This is a genomic window from Paenibacillus sp. FSL K6-1330 (genome assembly GCF_037976825.1).
Taxonomy (GTDB): Bacteria; Bacillota; Bacilli; order Paenibacillales; family Paenibacillaceae; genus Paenibacillus_AQ.
The window spans coordinates 5,388,875-5,402,847 of the sequence record NZ_CP150269.1 but is presented as its reverse complement, the minus strand read 5'-3'; the positions used below and the strand labels follow the sequence as shown (position 1 = coordinate 5,402,847).

Annotated in this window: 18 protein-coding genes and 1 riboswitch; of the genes, 15 read left to right on the top strand and 3 right to left on the bottom strand. The window is 50.1% G+C overall.

Features of this window, described 5'->3' with window-relative positions; translation table 11 throughout:
• Window positions 1–3 precede the first annotated feature (3 nt).
• From NYE54_RS24635 to NYE54_RS24620, 4 genes are all read left to right on the top strand, one after another.
• On the top strand, window positions 4–513 hold the full coding sequence (locus NYE54_RS24635; RefSeq protein WP_339266875.1) for an ureidoglycolate lyase: 510 nt from the start codon (window positions 4–6) through the stop codon (window positions 511–513).
• A 90-nt stretch (window positions 514–603) separates the two neighbouring features.
• Window positions 604–1,914: an ArgE/DapE family deacylase gene (locus NYE54_RS24630; RefSeq protein ID WP_339266873.1), complete on the top strand. Its 1,311-nt coding sequence runs from the start codon at window positions 604–606 to the stop codon at window positions 1,912–1,914.
• A gap of 66 nt (window positions 1,915–1,980) precedes the next feature.
• Window positions 1,981–2,712 carry a glutamine amidotransferase gene (locus NYE54_RS24625; protein WP_098748081.1) on the top strand — a complete coding sequence of 244 codons (732 nt, stop codon included), beginning with the start codon at window positions 1,981–1,983 and terminating at the stop codon, window positions 2,710–2,712.
• Window positions 2,713–2,955: 243 nt separating this feature from the next.
• On the top strand, window positions 2,956–3,684 hold the full coding sequence (locus NYE54_RS24620) for a hypothetical protein (protein WP_339266871.1): 729 nt from the start codon (window positions 2,956–2,958) through the stop codon (window positions 3,682–3,684).
• Between the two features lie 99 nt (window positions 3,685–3,783).
• Here the strand turns inward: NYE54_RS24620 and NYE54_RS24615 are convergent, their stop codons facing one another.
• Window positions 3,784–3,975 (bottom strand): hypothetical protein, encoded by a 192-nt coding sequence (locus tag NYE54_RS24615; protein WP_076325694.1) that lies wholly within the window; start codon window positions 3,973–3,975, stop codon window positions 3,784–3,786.
• A 167-nt stretch (window positions 3,976–4,142) separates the two neighbouring features.
• Window positions 4,143–4,739, bottom strand: coding sequence for a helix-turn-helix transcriptional regulator (locus NYE54_RS24610; RefSeq protein WP_339266869.1), 597 nt, complete (start codon window positions 4,737–4,739; stop codon window positions 4,143–4,145).
• A 288-nt stretch (window positions 4,740–5,027) separates the two neighbouring features.
• A riboswitch (purine riboswitch) is annotated at window positions 5,028–5,127 on the top strand.
• A gap of 77 nt (window positions 5,128–5,204) precedes the next feature.
• Here NYE54_RS24610 and NYE54_RS24605 point away from each other — a divergent pair.
• From NYE54_RS24605 to NYE54_RS24585, 5 genes are all read left to right on the top strand, one after another.
• A complete protein-coding gene (locus tag NYE54_RS24605) occupies window positions 5,205–6,641 on the top strand; it encodes an NAD(P)/FAD-dependent oxidoreductase (RefSeq protein ID WP_339266867.1) in 1,437 nt (478 codons plus the stop codon).
• A 197-nt stretch (window positions 6,642–6,838) separates the two neighbouring features.
• Window positions 6,839–7,126, top strand: coding sequence for a Dabb family protein (locus NYE54_RS24600; protein ID WP_076325696.1), 288 nt, complete (start codon window positions 6,839–6,841; stop codon window positions 7,124–7,126).
• 44 nt (window positions 7,127–7,170) lie between these two features.
• Complete coding sequence (locus NYE54_RS24595) at window positions 7,171–7,593, top strand: HepT-like ribonuclease domain-containing protein (protein ID WP_339266864.1); 423 nt, start codon at window positions 7,171–7,173, stop codon at window positions 7,591–7,593.
• A gap of 277 nt (window positions 7,594–7,870) precedes the next feature.
• Entirely contained in the window at window positions 7,871–8,323 is a 453-nt protein-coding gene (locus NYE54_RS24590) for a DUF948 domain-containing protein (RefSeq protein ID WP_339266863.1), read from the top strand.
• 15 nt (window positions 8,324–8,338) lie between these two features.
• Window positions 8,339–8,701 carry a YtxH domain-containing protein gene (locus NYE54_RS24585; protein WP_339266861.1) on the top strand — a complete coding sequence of 121 codons (363 nt, stop codon included), beginning with the start codon at window positions 8,339–8,341 and terminating at the stop codon, window positions 8,699–8,701.
• A 126-nt stretch (window positions 8,702–8,827) separates the two neighbouring features.
• Here the strand turns inward: NYE54_RS24585 and NYE54_RS24580 are convergent, their stop codons facing one another.
• The gene (locus NYE54_RS24580; protein WP_339273641.1) at window positions 8,828–9,895 is read right to left on the bottom strand and encodes a nitric oxide synthase oxygenase; all 1,068 of its coding nucleotides are present in this window, start codon (window positions 9,893–9,895) and stop codon (window positions 8,828–8,830) included.
• Between the two features lie 262 nt (window positions 9,896–10,157).
• Here NYE54_RS24580 and racE point away from each other — a divergent pair, with 262 nt between their 5' ends.
• The 6 genes from racE (at window position 10,158) to NYE54_RS24550 (ending at window position 13,927) form a co-directional block, all read left to right on the top strand.
• Entirely contained in the window at window positions 10,158–10,964 is an 807-nt protein-coding gene (gene racE / locus NYE54_RS24575; RefSeq protein ID WP_076325701.1) for a glutamate racemase, read from the top strand.
• 232 nt (window positions 10,965–11,196) lie between these two features.
• Window positions 11,197–12,399, top strand: a complete 1,203-nt coding sequence (locus tag NYE54_RS24570) for a M14 family metallopeptidase (protein ID WP_339266858.1) — start codon at window positions 11,197–11,199, stop codon at window positions 12,397–12,399.
• 198 nt (window positions 12,400–12,597) lie between these two features.
• The gene (locus tag NYE54_RS24565) at window positions 12,598–12,873 is read left to right on the top strand and encodes a hypothetical protein (protein WP_215158683.1); all 276 of its coding nucleotides are present in this window, start codon (window positions 12,598–12,600) and stop codon (window positions 12,871–12,873) included.
• Between the two features lie 103 nt (window positions 12,874–12,976).
• Window positions 12,977–13,279, top strand: a complete 303-nt coding sequence (locus NYE54_RS24560; protein ID WP_339266856.1) for an iron-sulfur cluster assembly accessory protein — start codon at window positions 12,977–12,979, stop codon at window positions 13,277–13,279.
• Between the two features lie 30 nt (window positions 13,280–13,309).
• The gene (locus tag NYE54_RS24555; protein ID WP_076325704.1) at window positions 13,310–13,531 is read left to right on the top strand and encodes a DUF1450 domain-containing protein; all 222 of its coding nucleotides are present in this window, start codon (window positions 13,310–13,312) and stop codon (window positions 13,529–13,531) included.
• Between the two features lie 129 nt (window positions 13,532–13,660).
• Window positions 13,661–13,927 (top strand): hypothetical protein, encoded by a 267-nt coding sequence (locus tag NYE54_RS24550; protein WP_076325705.1) that lies wholly within the window; start codon window positions 13,661–13,663, stop codon window positions 13,925–13,927.
• The last annotated feature ends 46 nt before the right edge of the window (window positions 13,928–13,973 follow it).

Genomic DNA, 13,973 nt, shown 5'->3' with positions numbered 1-13,973 from the left:
TTAATGGAGTATAAGGTGCAGATAGAAGATTTAACGGAGGAGGCTTTTGCTCCCTATGGCAAAGTGGTGGATGTGCCGGCGATTGACCCTTCCAAATCCGGTGACGGGTGGGATTGCTGGAGCTATGTTCAAATGCTGGACGTATGGGAGCCCATCGGATTTGGCCTTGTGATCACCAAGCGACGTGAATTTGTCGTCACGGCTATGGAGAGGCATGTCAGTCGTGAAGAGCTTCTGCTTACCTTTGATCGTGAGATTGTGCAGCCTGTAGCATTGTGCATGGATATTGACAATCCGGATGAAAGCCCTGATGCTTCCACCGTCAAGTGCTTCCGAATCAAGCCCGGACAAGCTATCGTCATCCATCGGGGGGTCTGGCATAGCCCGGCCTACCCGGCTGCGGACGACGCCCGTTATATGTTCGGCATCGAGAAGAAAAAGGATAAATTCGGGGATGAGATGATCAATCCGTGGGTTGATTTTATGAACGGAAGCACTGTTCGATTCGAATAAGGGAGCAGGCACGGCTCCTGATACTCTTGCTTACGGCAGCTGCGGATTCATGCGGTATCAGGAGAGTGCTGCCACAAAGGAGAGAGAGAGATGAACCAAGAACAAAGAGTGATGGATTGGATCGAGAATCATCAAGATGAAATTATTCAATTTTTACAGCAGCTTATTCAAATTCCGAGCGTGAACCCCTGGTTCTTCGAGGAGCCAGGGCCATCGAAAGAGAAGGACCTGCAACAATTTATTGCCGGCAAGCTGGAGAAACTGGGTGCGGACATCGAGATTTGGGAGCCCGTCGCTGATGAACTGAAGCAATATGAAGGCATGGCGGGCTATTATGCGGGAAGAGATTTTACGGGCAGACCCAATCTGGCGGCTACGTTTGGCAAAGGAACGGAAGGCAAGTCCTTGCTCTTATTTGGCCATATTGATGTCGTCATGGCAGGCTCAAAGTGGACGGTCGATCCGTTCGAGGGCAAAGTGATTGACGGGAAGATGTACGGCCGCGGCACCGTTGATATGAAGGGCGGAGTCGCAGCCATGATTATGGCCGTCGAAGCTATTCTTCGCAGCGGGTTTAAGCTTAAAGGTCCGGTTGTTGTCGGCACGGTCGTCGATGAAGAAGCGGGAGGCATGGGGGCGCTTGATTTCATCCACCATGGATATCGAGCAGATGCATGCATTTTGACAGAACCGACCTCGCTAACGATCGCCCCGCTGTGCCGTGGGATTTTATGGGGGAAGATCAAAATCCAAGGCCGCAGCGGTCATATTGAGATGCCGCAAGCGGATTGGCAGGACGGCGGCGCGGTGGATGCGATTAAGAAAGCGAGATATATTCTGGAGCATTTGGACCGCTTGAATGAGCAATGGGCTGTCAGCAAGACTCATCCCTACTTGGCGATCCCTTGTCAGGTGCATGTCGCGCAATTAAACGCTGGGGAATATCCGACCTCCTTCGCGAATGAGGCGGAAATCGTATTTAACGCGCAATACTTGCCATCGGAGCGTGACGAGAAGCTTGTAGGCGGCAACGTAAAGAAGGAATTGACGGACTTTCTGCGCGAGGTATCGGAATCAGATCCTTGGCTGCGTGAGCATATGCCGGAAATCGAATGGCTGGTGGATGCCGATTGTGCAGAAACGGATGTGTCTCATCCCTTTGTTCAGACTTGTGTACAATCCTTGAAGGCTATTGGAGAGGAAGGGAAGATCGAAGGATTGGGCTTCCATACCGATATGGGCTGGCCGGTGAACGTCGGCATTCCGACCGTTAACTTTGGACCAGGCGACCCAAGCCTTGCCCATCATAGCGACGAATTTACACCTGTCGATGAAGTGATTCAAGCGGTCAAGATGATTGCCAAAACGATTGTGGACTGGTGTGAAATCGCGGAAGCGTAAAAACGGGATCAAGACGGCCTGTAGGTATAGGGCCTGGTGATATACAATACGGAGGTGCTTGAACTGATGAAAATCTTATTTGTTGGCGAATCTTGGGTTGTGCATATGATTCATACGAAAGGTTATGACAGCTTTACCTCGACCAAGTACGAGGAGGGAGCAACCTATTTGCTCTCCTGTCTGCGTCAGGAGGGAATTGACGTCACCTATATGCCTGCGCATGAAGTACAGGTGCGCTTCCCTCAATCGTTGGAAGAGCTAAAGGCCTATGATGCGATTGTACTTAGTGACGTAGGGGCCAACACATTCCTGCTCCAAAATCCAACCTTCTATCAAATGCAAATCATTCCGAACGCCCTTGAGCTAATGAAGCAGTATGTCGCTGAAGGGGGCGGCTTGCTGATGGTTGGCGGTTACCTGACCTTCATGGGAATCGAAGGAAAAGCCAATTATAGAAATACGATATTGGCCGATGTGCTGCCGGTAGTCATGATGGACAAAGATGATCGGGTAGAGATGCCGAGCGGCTTCTCGCCTGTCGTATCGCAGCCGCATCCACTGGTAAATGATTTGGGGGAATGGCCTAGGCTGCTGGGTTATAATAAACTGTCAGCCAAGCCGGGGGCAGAGGAATTGCTAAGCCATGAAGGCGATGCCATTCTGACGGTTGGAACCTACGGAGCCGGCAAGACGGCAGCCTTTGCAAGCGATTGTTCGCCGCACTGGGGATCGTTGGAGTTTATGAACTGGGAGCACTATTCGGCCTTTTGGTCCAAGCTTATCAAGTATTTGAATTAGCAGGCTAAACCCAGTGGAGGTTCGAGTCCTCTCGACCGCTTCTATGAAGCAAAGCTGTTTTTCAAGTGGAAATTTAACTTGGAGAACAGCTTTTTTTCGTTCCTCTTCATGCAGAACTCGCGTTATACTAAACAGGAGGAACCGTTCAGCTTTAAGGTGAATTCAATGGAGTTGGATTTATAATATAAGACCTGTTAGCGGGAGTTATGGGCGAGTTATTTTGAATACAAGGGGTGTGATCTTGTGATAAAACCTCGAATAGGGTTTAGCTTTATGTTGTCGATGCTCGTTGTTGTGAGTTTGTCTGTTGGATGTCAACCAACGGATGAGGGGAATGTGGCTCAGCATCCGGTACCTGAGCAATCGGTGATTTCTTCGAATGAGAATACCCCGGAGACAGAGCTCCCTTCCGGCTCAGCTTCAGGAGGTGATGACACCGCGGGAAGCAGTGTCGTTGCAGTAGAGGATACGGACGTATCGCCCGATCATCAGACCGCTGAACCCGATGTGGATTTAGCGGATGTGACGGCGGTCCGGCTCATTAATCATAGCTCGGGCTGGATTGGCGGGGAAGGCTGGATTGCTTTTAGTGATAACGGTGGTACGGAATGGGAGGTTCAGGCTCAGCCGAAAGGCACGGTACGCCAAATCTTTGCGCTGAATGGCAAACAGGCCTGGACCGTGATGGAGAATAACGATCTGTATCGCACCACGGATGGCGGGGAGACGTGGATTCGGATTGGAAGCACGCCGAATGCCGGATTTCTCCATTTCATCTCGCCTGAAACGGGATTCAGCGGTCAAGCCAAAACCGAGGACGGAGGTAAAACCTGGAGCGACCAGGATATACCGGATACGACCGCCAGCAGCCCTGCCACGGGAGCTATCACCGATGGAGCTGCTGAAGCTCCCAAGAACGTAGGCGCTGTGTCTGGACCATTGTATGTTGTTAATACAAGGACCCATAACTAATTCATAACAAAGAAGACCGGAAACCTCCGGTCTTCTTTGTGTGGTTATGCCTCCATTCTCAGCGAGGAAGAGGCAGAACGATGAATATCATATCATTCATTAAGGGAGCTCTTTGAATATCATTCGGGAGCCTAGCCAAAGACCAGCCGCAACTCCGAATAAGCCGAAGAGGGTTACCAAGACGATCAGATTAAAGGAGTGCCAGCCGAGCAGGAATCCAATGCCGCTTCCCATGGTTGTTCCGGTGAGCAATCCCAGTGCAGCGCCAATTTGTTTATGACGTAACGTCATATGTCTGTCACCTCAAAGTTAAGTATTGCGGTCTGAATGTTACTTGTATTCCCTGATCGTCTAGAAATATGCCATGACAGAAAATAAGCCCGGCTTAGCCGGAGCGATCCGACAAGCTGAGCATGGGTTGAAATAATAGTATGGTTATGGCATTACGGCAACTTCGATTAGGAATTTTGCTTTAATGCGCAATCTGCGAATAGAACAGATTTAGGGATACGGAAGAACTGCTCCGCTTTTTCCTGGAACGCTGGGGATGGTACGGTGCCCTGGTGCAGCCATTTGCGGAATGTGCCAGGATGCACGCCGATCCAGCGGCTTACATCGCTTACCGACAAATCATGAACCATGCACAGACCTGTCAGAATCCGGTTGCTAACCGGTGAGCGTGTCAGGGTGCGTTTCATGAAGCGGGAAGGTGCCGGCTGACAGATTAAAGGTGACTTGTCCAGCAGTTCCTCTCTGAAGAGTATGTGGCGGGGATAACCCAAGTAGTCACAAGCCTTCTCCAGGTTGTTTTTTCCGGGAACGCGTCCCTCATATACCCAGGCGCTGACACTACGGGAGGATACTCCCAGTTCCTCGGCCAATTGCGACAACTTGATATCGTTGGCCATAAGTACGGCTAGTAGGACGCGGTTGCGAATTTGGCAGCGGGTCGGCCGGCGAAAGCGCTTGACTCGCACACCTTTCCCCAAATATTTACGATTGATCAGGGACCACGCCTCAATGGAGTGTTTTTCTTGCTGCAGTTTTGTAGGCATAATTCCTCCGATTTTTTTAACACAATACTACAATATTCGACACTCACTTTTCAATAGCCAAACATAAAACAATTGTTTCCATTTCGTTGTTACATGATTTATAAGTCCGATGTAATGGTCCGATGGACCTACTCGTTTATTTGATTATTATAATGTATTGTTCGTCTTTTGATGTTTTTACTCGGGGAGAATCGCATGTAAAACCAGAATATAAGAGGATAAACACGAACGATAAACATTATTTAACTTGACTCATTCGTGAATTCGTTTTATATTAACTACGGTTGATAAAGAAAAATGATGCTTATTCGTATATCCCTGAAAATAAGGTTCAGGGGTTTCTACAAGGGACCTTAAATTCCTGACTACGAATAGGATGCGCAAGCATACCTATTCGGAGCAGGATTTTTTTTGTGCCCGGAAGTGTTGTGCGCAAAGCGACAGTCAAACACACAGGGGGATATGATGAGCAAATATGATGTTATCGTTGTTGGTGCCGGTCCGGCTGGCATTTTCGCTTGTTATGAACTGACATTGAAGTCACCAGGAAGCAAGGTGCTGCTGGTTGACAAGGGACATGATATTTACCGGAGAAGCTGCCCGATCCTGGAAGAGAAGATTAAGCTCTGTCCACCGGCAGTAGGACGCAAGGAATTTGCCGGTTGTTTGCCGGCTTGTTCGATTACAGCCGGGTTTGGTGGGGCGGGAGCATACAGCGACGGCAAATTCAACATCACCACGGAGTTTGGCGGCTGGATGACCGATTATTTGCCTGGCTCCAAAGTCATGGAGCTCATCCAATATGTCGACGCCATCAATCTGGAGCATGGAGCGACACCTGCCATTACGGACCCGACAACCCATGCGATTCGGGATATTGAACACCGTGGATACGCAGCGGGCCTGAAGCTGCTTCGCGCTCAGGTAAGACATCTTGGAACTGAGCAGAATTTGGAGATTCTAAAGTCGATATATGAATATTTGAAGACAAGAATTGATATGGCTTTCCGGGCGGAAGTCGAGGACATTGTCACCGTCAAAGAAGACGGAACCCACCGTATTACCGGTATCACAATGAAAGGCGGGGAGGTCCATGAGGCGAATTTAGTGATGGTTGCCCCTGGGCGTGACGGCTCAGCCTGGTTGACCGGTATATTAAAAAAACGCAGATTGAAAATGCATAATAACCAAGTGGACGTGGGCGTTCGGGTGGAAACCTCGGATGTGGTCATGCGCGAGATCAATGAGCATTTGTATGAAGGCAAATTCATCTTTAACACCTCGGTTGGAACCCGGGTGCGTACGTTCTGCAGCAATCCTTCCGGTCATGTTGTGGTTGAGAACCATAGTGGAGTTATGGCAGCCAATGGCCATTCCTACAAAGATCCGGCTTTGGGATCAGCCAATACGAACTTTGCGCTGCTCGTATCCCATAAGTTTACGGAGCCGTTTGACAAGCCTAACGAATATGCGCGTGAAATATGCAAGCGGGCTAACGATCTATCCAGCGGCGGGGTCATTGTACAGAAATACGGTGACGTGCTCCGCGGCCGGAGATCCACCGAAGGCCGAATTCGTGAAGGGTTTCTGGAGCCGACGCTGAAGGAAGCGGTTCCTGGAGATCTTGGCTTGGTGCTGCCGTACAACACTATGAAAAGCCTGATCGAGATGGTCGAAGCGCTTGATAAAGTCACGCCGGGGATTGCGTCAGAGCACACGCTGTTCTACGGGGTGGAGGCCAAGTTCTACTCCGCAAGACCGAAGCTGTCGGAGTCTTTCGAGACGGAAATCAAGGGTCTTTATTGTGGCGGGGATGGTGCCGGAATTACCAGGGGTCTTGCTCAGGCAGGAGCCGCCGGCGTCTGGATTGCCCAGAACATGCTGAACCAATTAGGGTCGTGATTTTAGCGGTTGTTCCCTTAAATAGAATTCGATTTCAGGAGCGCGTTCTGGCGTAAGTCAGAACGTGCTCCTATTTGGCTAGATCTGGCGCAGCTGATATGTCCGCTATGTTGGTGGTAGCGATTTCTTTTTCCGGACGAACGGGGTATGATAGATACGAAAGATTTACATAAATGCTAGAGATGGAGGAACGGACGATGATTAAACATATTGTTTTTTTCAAATTGAAGGATTCATCCGCCGAGAATATTGAGAAGACGGTGCAGGTGCTGCGTGATATGGATGGCAAGATTCCGATGCTAAGATCCCTTGAGGCGGGTGCCGATGTTATTCGCTCCGAGCGCTCTTATGATTTGGCTTTGATCGTTGAAGTGGACAATCTTGAAGATTTACAAGCATATGCCGTTCATCCTGTTCACCAGGAAGTGATCCAATACATCAATACGGTGAAAGATCATACGCTTAGCGTTGATTTTGAAGTGTAGGCAATGATATAGACTTTACAACAACAGGCTGGAGGAGATTTGCGGTGTATTATGTGAATCAAGAACAAATTGAACGGCGTCTGAGCGCGATTCCCGAAATCGCGGAAGGATTGCGTGCTGCGGCACAATCATGGGACGGAGGCCTGGTGCTGGGCTTGGTTCAGGAGCGTGCGCTTCATCTGGCGATCGAAGTCGTAACGGATGTCGGCAGCTACTTGATTGACGGATTTATTATGCGGGATGCCAGCAGTTATGAAGATATCATGGATATTAATCATGAGGAAAAGGTGTTCCCTGAAGAGGTTCATAAGGTGCTGCTGGAGCTGGTTCGATTGCGTAAACCGCTCGTGCAGGACTACTATGATTGGGACAGGCATGCGCTTCATTCTTTAACCACGATTTTGCCTGATGTGCTGGAGCAGTTTGCGGGAAATGTCCGTGAGTATTTAAAGAACGAGATGTACTGAGGCTTGTATAGTTTTAAAAAAGAGATATCCATGACGCGCCATGGGCTCTTCCATACGATTCATCCATAACAGACCGTTCAGGTAATCCCTGAACGGTCTGTTTTTTTGTTGTCTTTATCTCAAGCGGCTGGGATGTTCCGAAGTTGTAGGGGATACTCGTGGTTTTTCTCTGCTGGAATAAAAAAATCGCCGATGTTGTGTCAAGACAAGCCCATACTGCTTATAATGCATCAAGCGACTAGGCATTCGCCCGGTCGGACGAAAGGAGGAGTTCCCGATGACAGAATGGAGTGCGCTGGCCGCTGCTATCGGCATCGTTCTGATCGCGGTTGCGGCGGTGATCATGATGCTGTCGGTTAAAAAGCTGATCGGGCGGGCCGAGACCACGCTGGGCAGGCTTGAGGAAGACAGTAGCCGATTGAGTCAAGAAGCCTCGCAGGTGCTGGAGCAGGCATCGGTCTCGTTAGAGATGATTCAGCGTCAGCTGGCAGCGAGCGAAGCTATTGCCGCTTCCATGTCCGATGCTGCGTCAGCGGTAGCCAAGACGGCCGATGCGGTTCATGCTGTAGGGAAAAAAGCTTCCATAACTGCCATTGAGCATCTGGAACGTGCTCGCCTCGATAATGAACGGCAGATCGGGGAGGTGTTCCGGTGGGTTGATGCCGGAATGACGCTTTGGCATTCATGGAACAAATACACCTCCAAGTCCGACGAAGGGCAAGCCAAATAGAAGGAGAGATGGAATATGAAAGAGAAGAGCAAAGGGCTCCTCTGGGGAGTATTGATCGGCAGTGTTGCAGGTTCTGTTACCGCACTTCTTCTGGCTCCAAAATCCGGCAAAGAGCTTCGGAATGACATTGCCGACGGCGCCCGCGGCATCGGCAGCAAGGTGCAGGAGGCAGCAGAGAAGGTAGGAGAGCAGGGCGTTAACCTGATCGGCATTATGACGGATCGGGCAGAGAATGTGATCTCCGACATTCAGTCCTGGCGCAACCGGCAAGAAAGCTGGATGGCAGATGAGGAAATTGCGCAGGTCTCCGCGTTTGACGAGGATTTTGAAGAAGAGGTTTATGTGTCCACTGCTGCCGAAGTGAAGGTCAACGATTAATCCGGGATCAGATGACCGCTTCAGCACTCATTTACGAGGATAAGGATCATATCAAAATACATGAAGGCCGGGGCGGCAATGAGCCCCGGCTTTGTTGTGTATAAACGATTCGAAATAAAGCCCCGATTACTGCCCTTTGCTCCTGTAATGGAAATTCGGCGAACGGATGTCGTTATGATAAGAGGTGTGGAAAATATGGGTTGTAGCCGGCGAGACCGGAGGAATCAACCAACTCCAATCCCCTGTGAGCTCCCGCCCGGCTTGCTGTTCGCGCTGTTCAAACAAACCGAATTGGGCTGCTGCCGAATGATGGTCCACTATGCTGACGCCCGCTTTTTTGTAGGAATAGAGCACGGCAGCATTGAGTTCAACCAATGCGCGATCCCTCCATAAGGTAGTTTCGCTGGAAGTATCCTGCCCCATCAGCTTGGCAATAAGCGGAAGCTTGTTGTAGCGCCCTTCATCTGCAAGGTTACGGGCTCCGATTTCGGTTCCCATATACCAGCCGTTGAACGGTGCGGCCGTATACATAATGCCGCCGATTTCAAGCAGCATGTCTGAGATGAGAGGCACCCCATACCATTTTATCCCTTCCGCTTTAAGAGCAGGAAGTTCGGGATGCTCCAAAGGGACTTCCAGCACGTAGGATTTCGGTATCGCGAGCCACTCCGGCGGCTCATTCCCCTGCTGCACAACCAGCGGCAGCACATCATAGTCGGTCAAGTCTCCCTGCCACCCCAGCTCCATGCATTCCTTCGTGAAGGATAGGGAAGCCGGATCGCCAATCGTCCCCTCGGCCGTTTCGTAACCGGCATACCGAATCAACTGGTGGTTTTTGATAATAAGCGGGGCCTCCCCTGGACGTGCAGCCTTGAAAATCGTAATCGTAGGCATGATTTTCCCGCCATTGGTGGCACTCTCGATATGGTGAAGGAGTGCCGAGAAAATGTCAGAGGTCTCCGTTAAGTGCCTGGCATCGAATACCTTGAGGCGATCCCAAAACAGTCTGCCGATACAGCGGTTGCTGTTTCGCCAAGCCATTTTGGCTCCATGCGTCAGTTCCTCAAGCGTATGCTCATATGTACCTGTCAGCTCGATCTGTGAGCGGATGTTCATGAGCCGGTCCTCGGCTTCTTCCGGGGTGCGGTTTAATTCAGCATAACAAAGCTCGATAAACGGCTTCGCAGCTTCCATAAGGTCGGTATGATGTATGTTGTCATTCACGTAGAATTCTCCTTTACTATACGCGCGCTTATTATAGTATAAACTACCTACGGTCAGCGACCGGCGCAAGAGTCCTACAATTACTTGAACAATTAACCAACAGTCTTTTGGGAGCGGCACCCTTGTTGAAGATAGGGGGGAATTGGGGTAAGATTTAAGGTACATTTCGATCCGAAATGACATATGGTATCACTGTAAACCATGAATTTGACAAGAAGGAAGCGGTGGGTTCGTGCAGCAAGCAATCGCAATACTAGACTCGGGTGTCGGCGGGCTGACTGTCGCTAAAGAAGTGATGAGACAGCTCCCGAGAGAGAAAATTATTTACTTCGGAGATACAGCCCGCGCACCCTACGGACCCCGTACGCCGGAAGAAGTCCGTTTATTTACGGAGCAAATTGTAGATTATTTAATTCAGTATGATCCTAAAATGATTGTGATCGCCTGTAATACGGCTACGGCGGCGGCGCTTGATTATATTTCGTCCAAAGTGCCTGTACCGGTCATCGGTGTCATTCACCCAGGGGCGCGTGCCGCCATAAGCGCAACGAAGACCGGTAACGTCGGCGTCATCGGTACTGTCGGAACCATTGGCAGCGGAGCATATACAGCGGCTCTGAAACAGCTCTCGCCTTACGTCGAGGTGCAAAGTCAAGCCTGTCCCGAACTGGTACCGCTCGTCGAACACGGATTGTTCCGATCCAAGGATGCCTTGCAGGTGGTGCAAGAATCCTTGAGAGGCATCAAGGATACCTCCATTGATTGCCTGATCCTGGGCTGTACTCACTATCCGTTCCTGATGAATACGATCCAGACAGTTATGGGACCGTCCGTGAAACTGATCAGCTCCGCCGATGAAACGGCTCGCGAGGTTAGCACGATTCTGTACGATAAGGGCCAGCTCGCGAGCAGCATGGAGAGCCCGGTGCATCAATTTTTCTGTACAGGAGATCCGGTCATTTTTCAGAGCATTGCGACCGAATGGCTCGGAGAGCATATCAAGCGGACACCTGTTGTCTGGCAAATTACGAAGCTATAATTCACGTTCATACCTTAGAGCTTATCTGGAATGAATAAGAGCAAGCAAGCGCAGGCAGGACAAGGGATAACACCTTGTTCTGCCTTCATTATTTCCAGTGCTAAGTTTCCAAAAGGATAGGGATATCGGAGCCTTTTTTGATCTTTTGCATCATACATGTTGGACAACCGGCTGCTCATATACATGGAATGGACGCTAATTGAAGCGGCTTTGCCGCGGAAAGGAATCCATTATGCAGCAATATGTCGTACAGAAAGGCGACACGCTAAGACGCGTGGCTGCCAGATATAGTCTGGCGTATGAACAGCTGATTACGGCGAATCCATGGGCGGCGCAGCAGCCGTATCTCCAGCAGGGGCAAATGCTCTATCTTCCTGCATCGTTGCGCCGAAGGTATGTCATTCAGGAACATGATACCTTTGATAGTATTGCCAGTACGTTCCGGTTTCGGAAGGAAGCCTTGGAAGAACTGAATCCCGGATTATCAGCTCATCATCTGCCACAGGGAAAAACGATCGTTCTGCCGGGTACCACGCATAGGCGCATGATACGATTAACCGGCGAATACGGACCGGGGGATCTGGAACGTGATATACAAGAGATGCAGCTTCGCTACCCTGTTATCGAGTGGAGTGTCATCGGCCGAAGTGTGCTCGGCAAACCCATTTATGCGGCCAAAATCGGCAAAGGCCCTAAAAACCTTCACATCAATGCAGCACTGCATGCCAATGAATGGATCACAACCCCTTGTCTGATGCGATTCATGGAGGAATATAGCAAGGCTTTATCGCAAGAGTCACCGGTTTATTTTCAGGATCCGAATGCGTGGTACCGGAACTATACGTTATGGATCGTGCCGATGGCGAACCCGGATGGGGTAGAGCTTGTCCAAGAAGGCGTTACCCCTTCTCATCCATATTATGAGCGTCTGCTCGAATGGAATGGCGGGCGCGAGGACTTTCGCCGCTGGAAGGCTAATATTAACGGCGTGGATTTGGGGGATCAATTCCCTGCGCATTGGAATGAGGAAGTCGCACGGAGGGGCAAGATCCATCCGTCGCCGCAGGATTATGCGGGGACAAAGCCGCTAAGTGAGCCAGAAGCCGAGGCCGTCTATCAGCATACTTTATCGATATCTCCGGAACGGGCCATTTCCCTGCACAGCCAAGGCAGGGAAATCTATTGGAATTATAGAGACTACGAACCTCCGGAGAGTGAGGACATGGCCCGAAGATTAGGTCAGGCCGGCGGTTACAGGCCGGTGAAGCTGCAGGGCAGCGATGCAGGATACAAGGATTGGTTCATTCAGCATTACCGGAGGCCGGGCTTTACCGTGGAGATTGGTTATGGGATGAATCCGCTGCCGCTTGAGGATTTCGAGGATCTGTGCGTCGAGGTGGGTTCTATTCTAGCTGCGTTTATGTCTTTGGAATAAGATCGTTTGAAACGAATAGGTCTATTCAACGTATAAAATATAGAAGAATACGGCCGCTGCTTTAATGGATCACAAGGCAGTGGCCTCTTTTCGCGCTTTTATTGCTGCAGCCACCGGAATACCGTGTTTCCGGGATTTCTTAGAGATTTGCTAATTGGGTAATGATATAGACATGCTGCCTGGAATGGAGGGAACAATATGAAGTGGAGAAGATTATGGTCGCTTCGGCGCTGGTCGCATGTATTCCAGCGGATATTCGGGTATTTAGCCTCTTCCCGGGTTGCACTCGGGGACAAGCTTTTATTTCTGGTCCCCGTTGTGCTGTACTGGGTGCTGCCGGACTTTATGCCTTTGCTGCCGATCGATGACATCGGAGTCACGATGCTGCTGATGAACTGGTTCGTATCCCGTGTCGAACGGAAATATCCAGGTCTGATCGGTGAGGACCAGGGCCCCGCCAAGCGCGTACGGTAAATGAGCTTCGGGCGGTAACAATACGGCTCGGACCCTTGCGAAAAAGTTGGCAGGGGTCTACAATAACATATTGAATGAAACATCCGTGAGGAGATGAATATACGTGAAATGTAAAATTACCCGTAATGCCGCCAAGGTGTTAAAGCGAGAGCTGGACAAGGAAGAGAACAAGAATAAGAAACTCCGCGTGCTGGTTACCCATGCGCATGGCGATCATGCCCACTACGGCCTGGATCTGGACACGCCTAAGGAAAATGATGTCATCGTATCCACAGATAAAGAGATCGACGTCATTTTGGAGGCAGGACAACCTTTCCTGGACGGCGTCAAAATCGACTATCTTTATTTTCCTGAGGAAGGCTTTGTAATTACGAATCCGTCCCAAGGCAATCACGGCGACCACTAGGTTACTTCAGAATAAAGAAGGTAATGAACAATGGCTAATGATATTCGAGTCTGCGAGAAGTGCAGACATACGAAGTTGAAGACAATGATCCCGAAAATTAAGAAAATGGTACCGGATGCCGACATTAAGATCGGCTGTAAATCCTATTGCGGTCCTTGCGGCAAACGAGCATTTATGTATATCAATGGCCGTTATGTCAGCGCGCCTACAGAGGATGAAGTGCTGGCAAAGGCGCTGCCTTTTGTGAAATAACAAACAGGCTGTTTAACACATCTGCATTGAAGTTAAAGTGGAATTCCCATTCTACGGGTATAGTTCCTGGCTCAGCCATCCATGCTAAGAGGGCAACGGGAACAACAACTTTAGAAGGGAGCATCCGTCATGAACAGTCACGATTCCAGTCTACACTCCAACAGTCCCAGCAACAGCGCGCTAGATTCCGTGGAGAAGCTGCACCGTGCCGTATCCTCGGCAATGTCCCATCCGACGGAACAGCTGATTCAGCAAGCGGAGAATTCGTTATCCCATACGGAGCAAGCGGTTTCCCAGGTGATTGAGCAGGGAAATCGGAACGCGGTGGAATTGGCGGAAGAGTTGTTAGGCGATGAGAAGGAACGTCTGTCCAAGCTTCGTTCAGCTAAAAAGTAGTTTATGATCCTGTGCAGTCCGTTCAATAGCTTTCGAGCTAATGAAC

Bases quoted from the DNA above. Each gene is read 5' to 3' on its own strand.
- NYE54_RS24580 (WP_339273641.1), bottom strand. From the start codon at position 9,895: ATGGAAGCTGCGAAGCCGTTTATCGAGCTTTGTTATGCTGAATTAAAC.
- NYE54_RS24600 (WP_076325696.1), top strand. From the start codon at position 6,839: ATGATTAAACATATTGTTTTTTTCAAATTGAAGGATTCATCCGCCGAG.
- NYE54_RS24635 (WP_339266875.1), top strand. From the start codon at position 4: ATGGAGTATAAGGTGCAGATAGAAGATTTAACGGAGGAGGCTTTTGCT.
- NYE54_RS24615 (WP_076325694.1), bottom strand. From the start codon at position 3,975: ATGACGTTACGTCATAAACAAATTGGCGCTGCACTGGGATTGCTCACC.
- NYE54_RS24550 (WP_076325705.1), top strand. From the start codon at position 13,661: ATGAACAGTCACGATTCCAGTCTACACTCCAACAGTCCCAGCAACAGC.
- NYE54_RS24590 (WP_339266863.1), top strand. From the start codon at position 7,871: ATGACAGAATGGAGTGCGCTGGCCGCTGCTATCGGCATCGTTCTGATC.
- NYE54_RS24570 (WP_339266858.1), top strand. From the start codon at position 11,197: ATGCAGCAATATGTCGTACAGAAAGGCGACACGCTAAGACGCGTGGCT.
- NYE54_RS24625 (WP_098748081.1), top strand. From the start codon at position 1,981: ATGAAAATCTTATTTGTTGGCGAATCTTGGGTTGTGCATATGATTCAT.
- NYE54_RS24610 (WP_339266869.1), bottom strand. From the start codon at position 4,739: ATGCCTACAAAACTGCAGCAAGAAAAACACTCCATTGAGGCGTGGTCC.
- NYE54_RS24555 (WP_076325704.1), top strand. From the start codon at position 13,310: ATGGCTAATGATATTCGAGTCTGCGAGAAGTGCAGACATACGAAGTTG.
- NYE54_RS24565 (WP_215158683.1), top strand. From the start codon at position 12,598: ATGAAGTGGAGAAGATTATGGTCGCTTCGGCGCTGGTCGCATGTATTC.
- NYE54_RS24605 (WP_339266867.1), top strand. From the start codon at position 5,205: ATGAGCAAATATGATGTTATCGTTGTTGGTGCCGGTCCGGCTGGCATT.
- NYE54_RS24630 (WP_339266873.1), top strand. From the start codon at position 604: ATGAACCAAGAACAAAGAGTGATGGATTGGATCGAGAATCATCAAGAT.
- NYE54_RS24585 (WP_339266861.1), top strand. From the start codon at position 8,339: ATGAAAGAGAAGAGCAAAGGGCTCCTCTGGGGAGTATTGATCGGCAGT.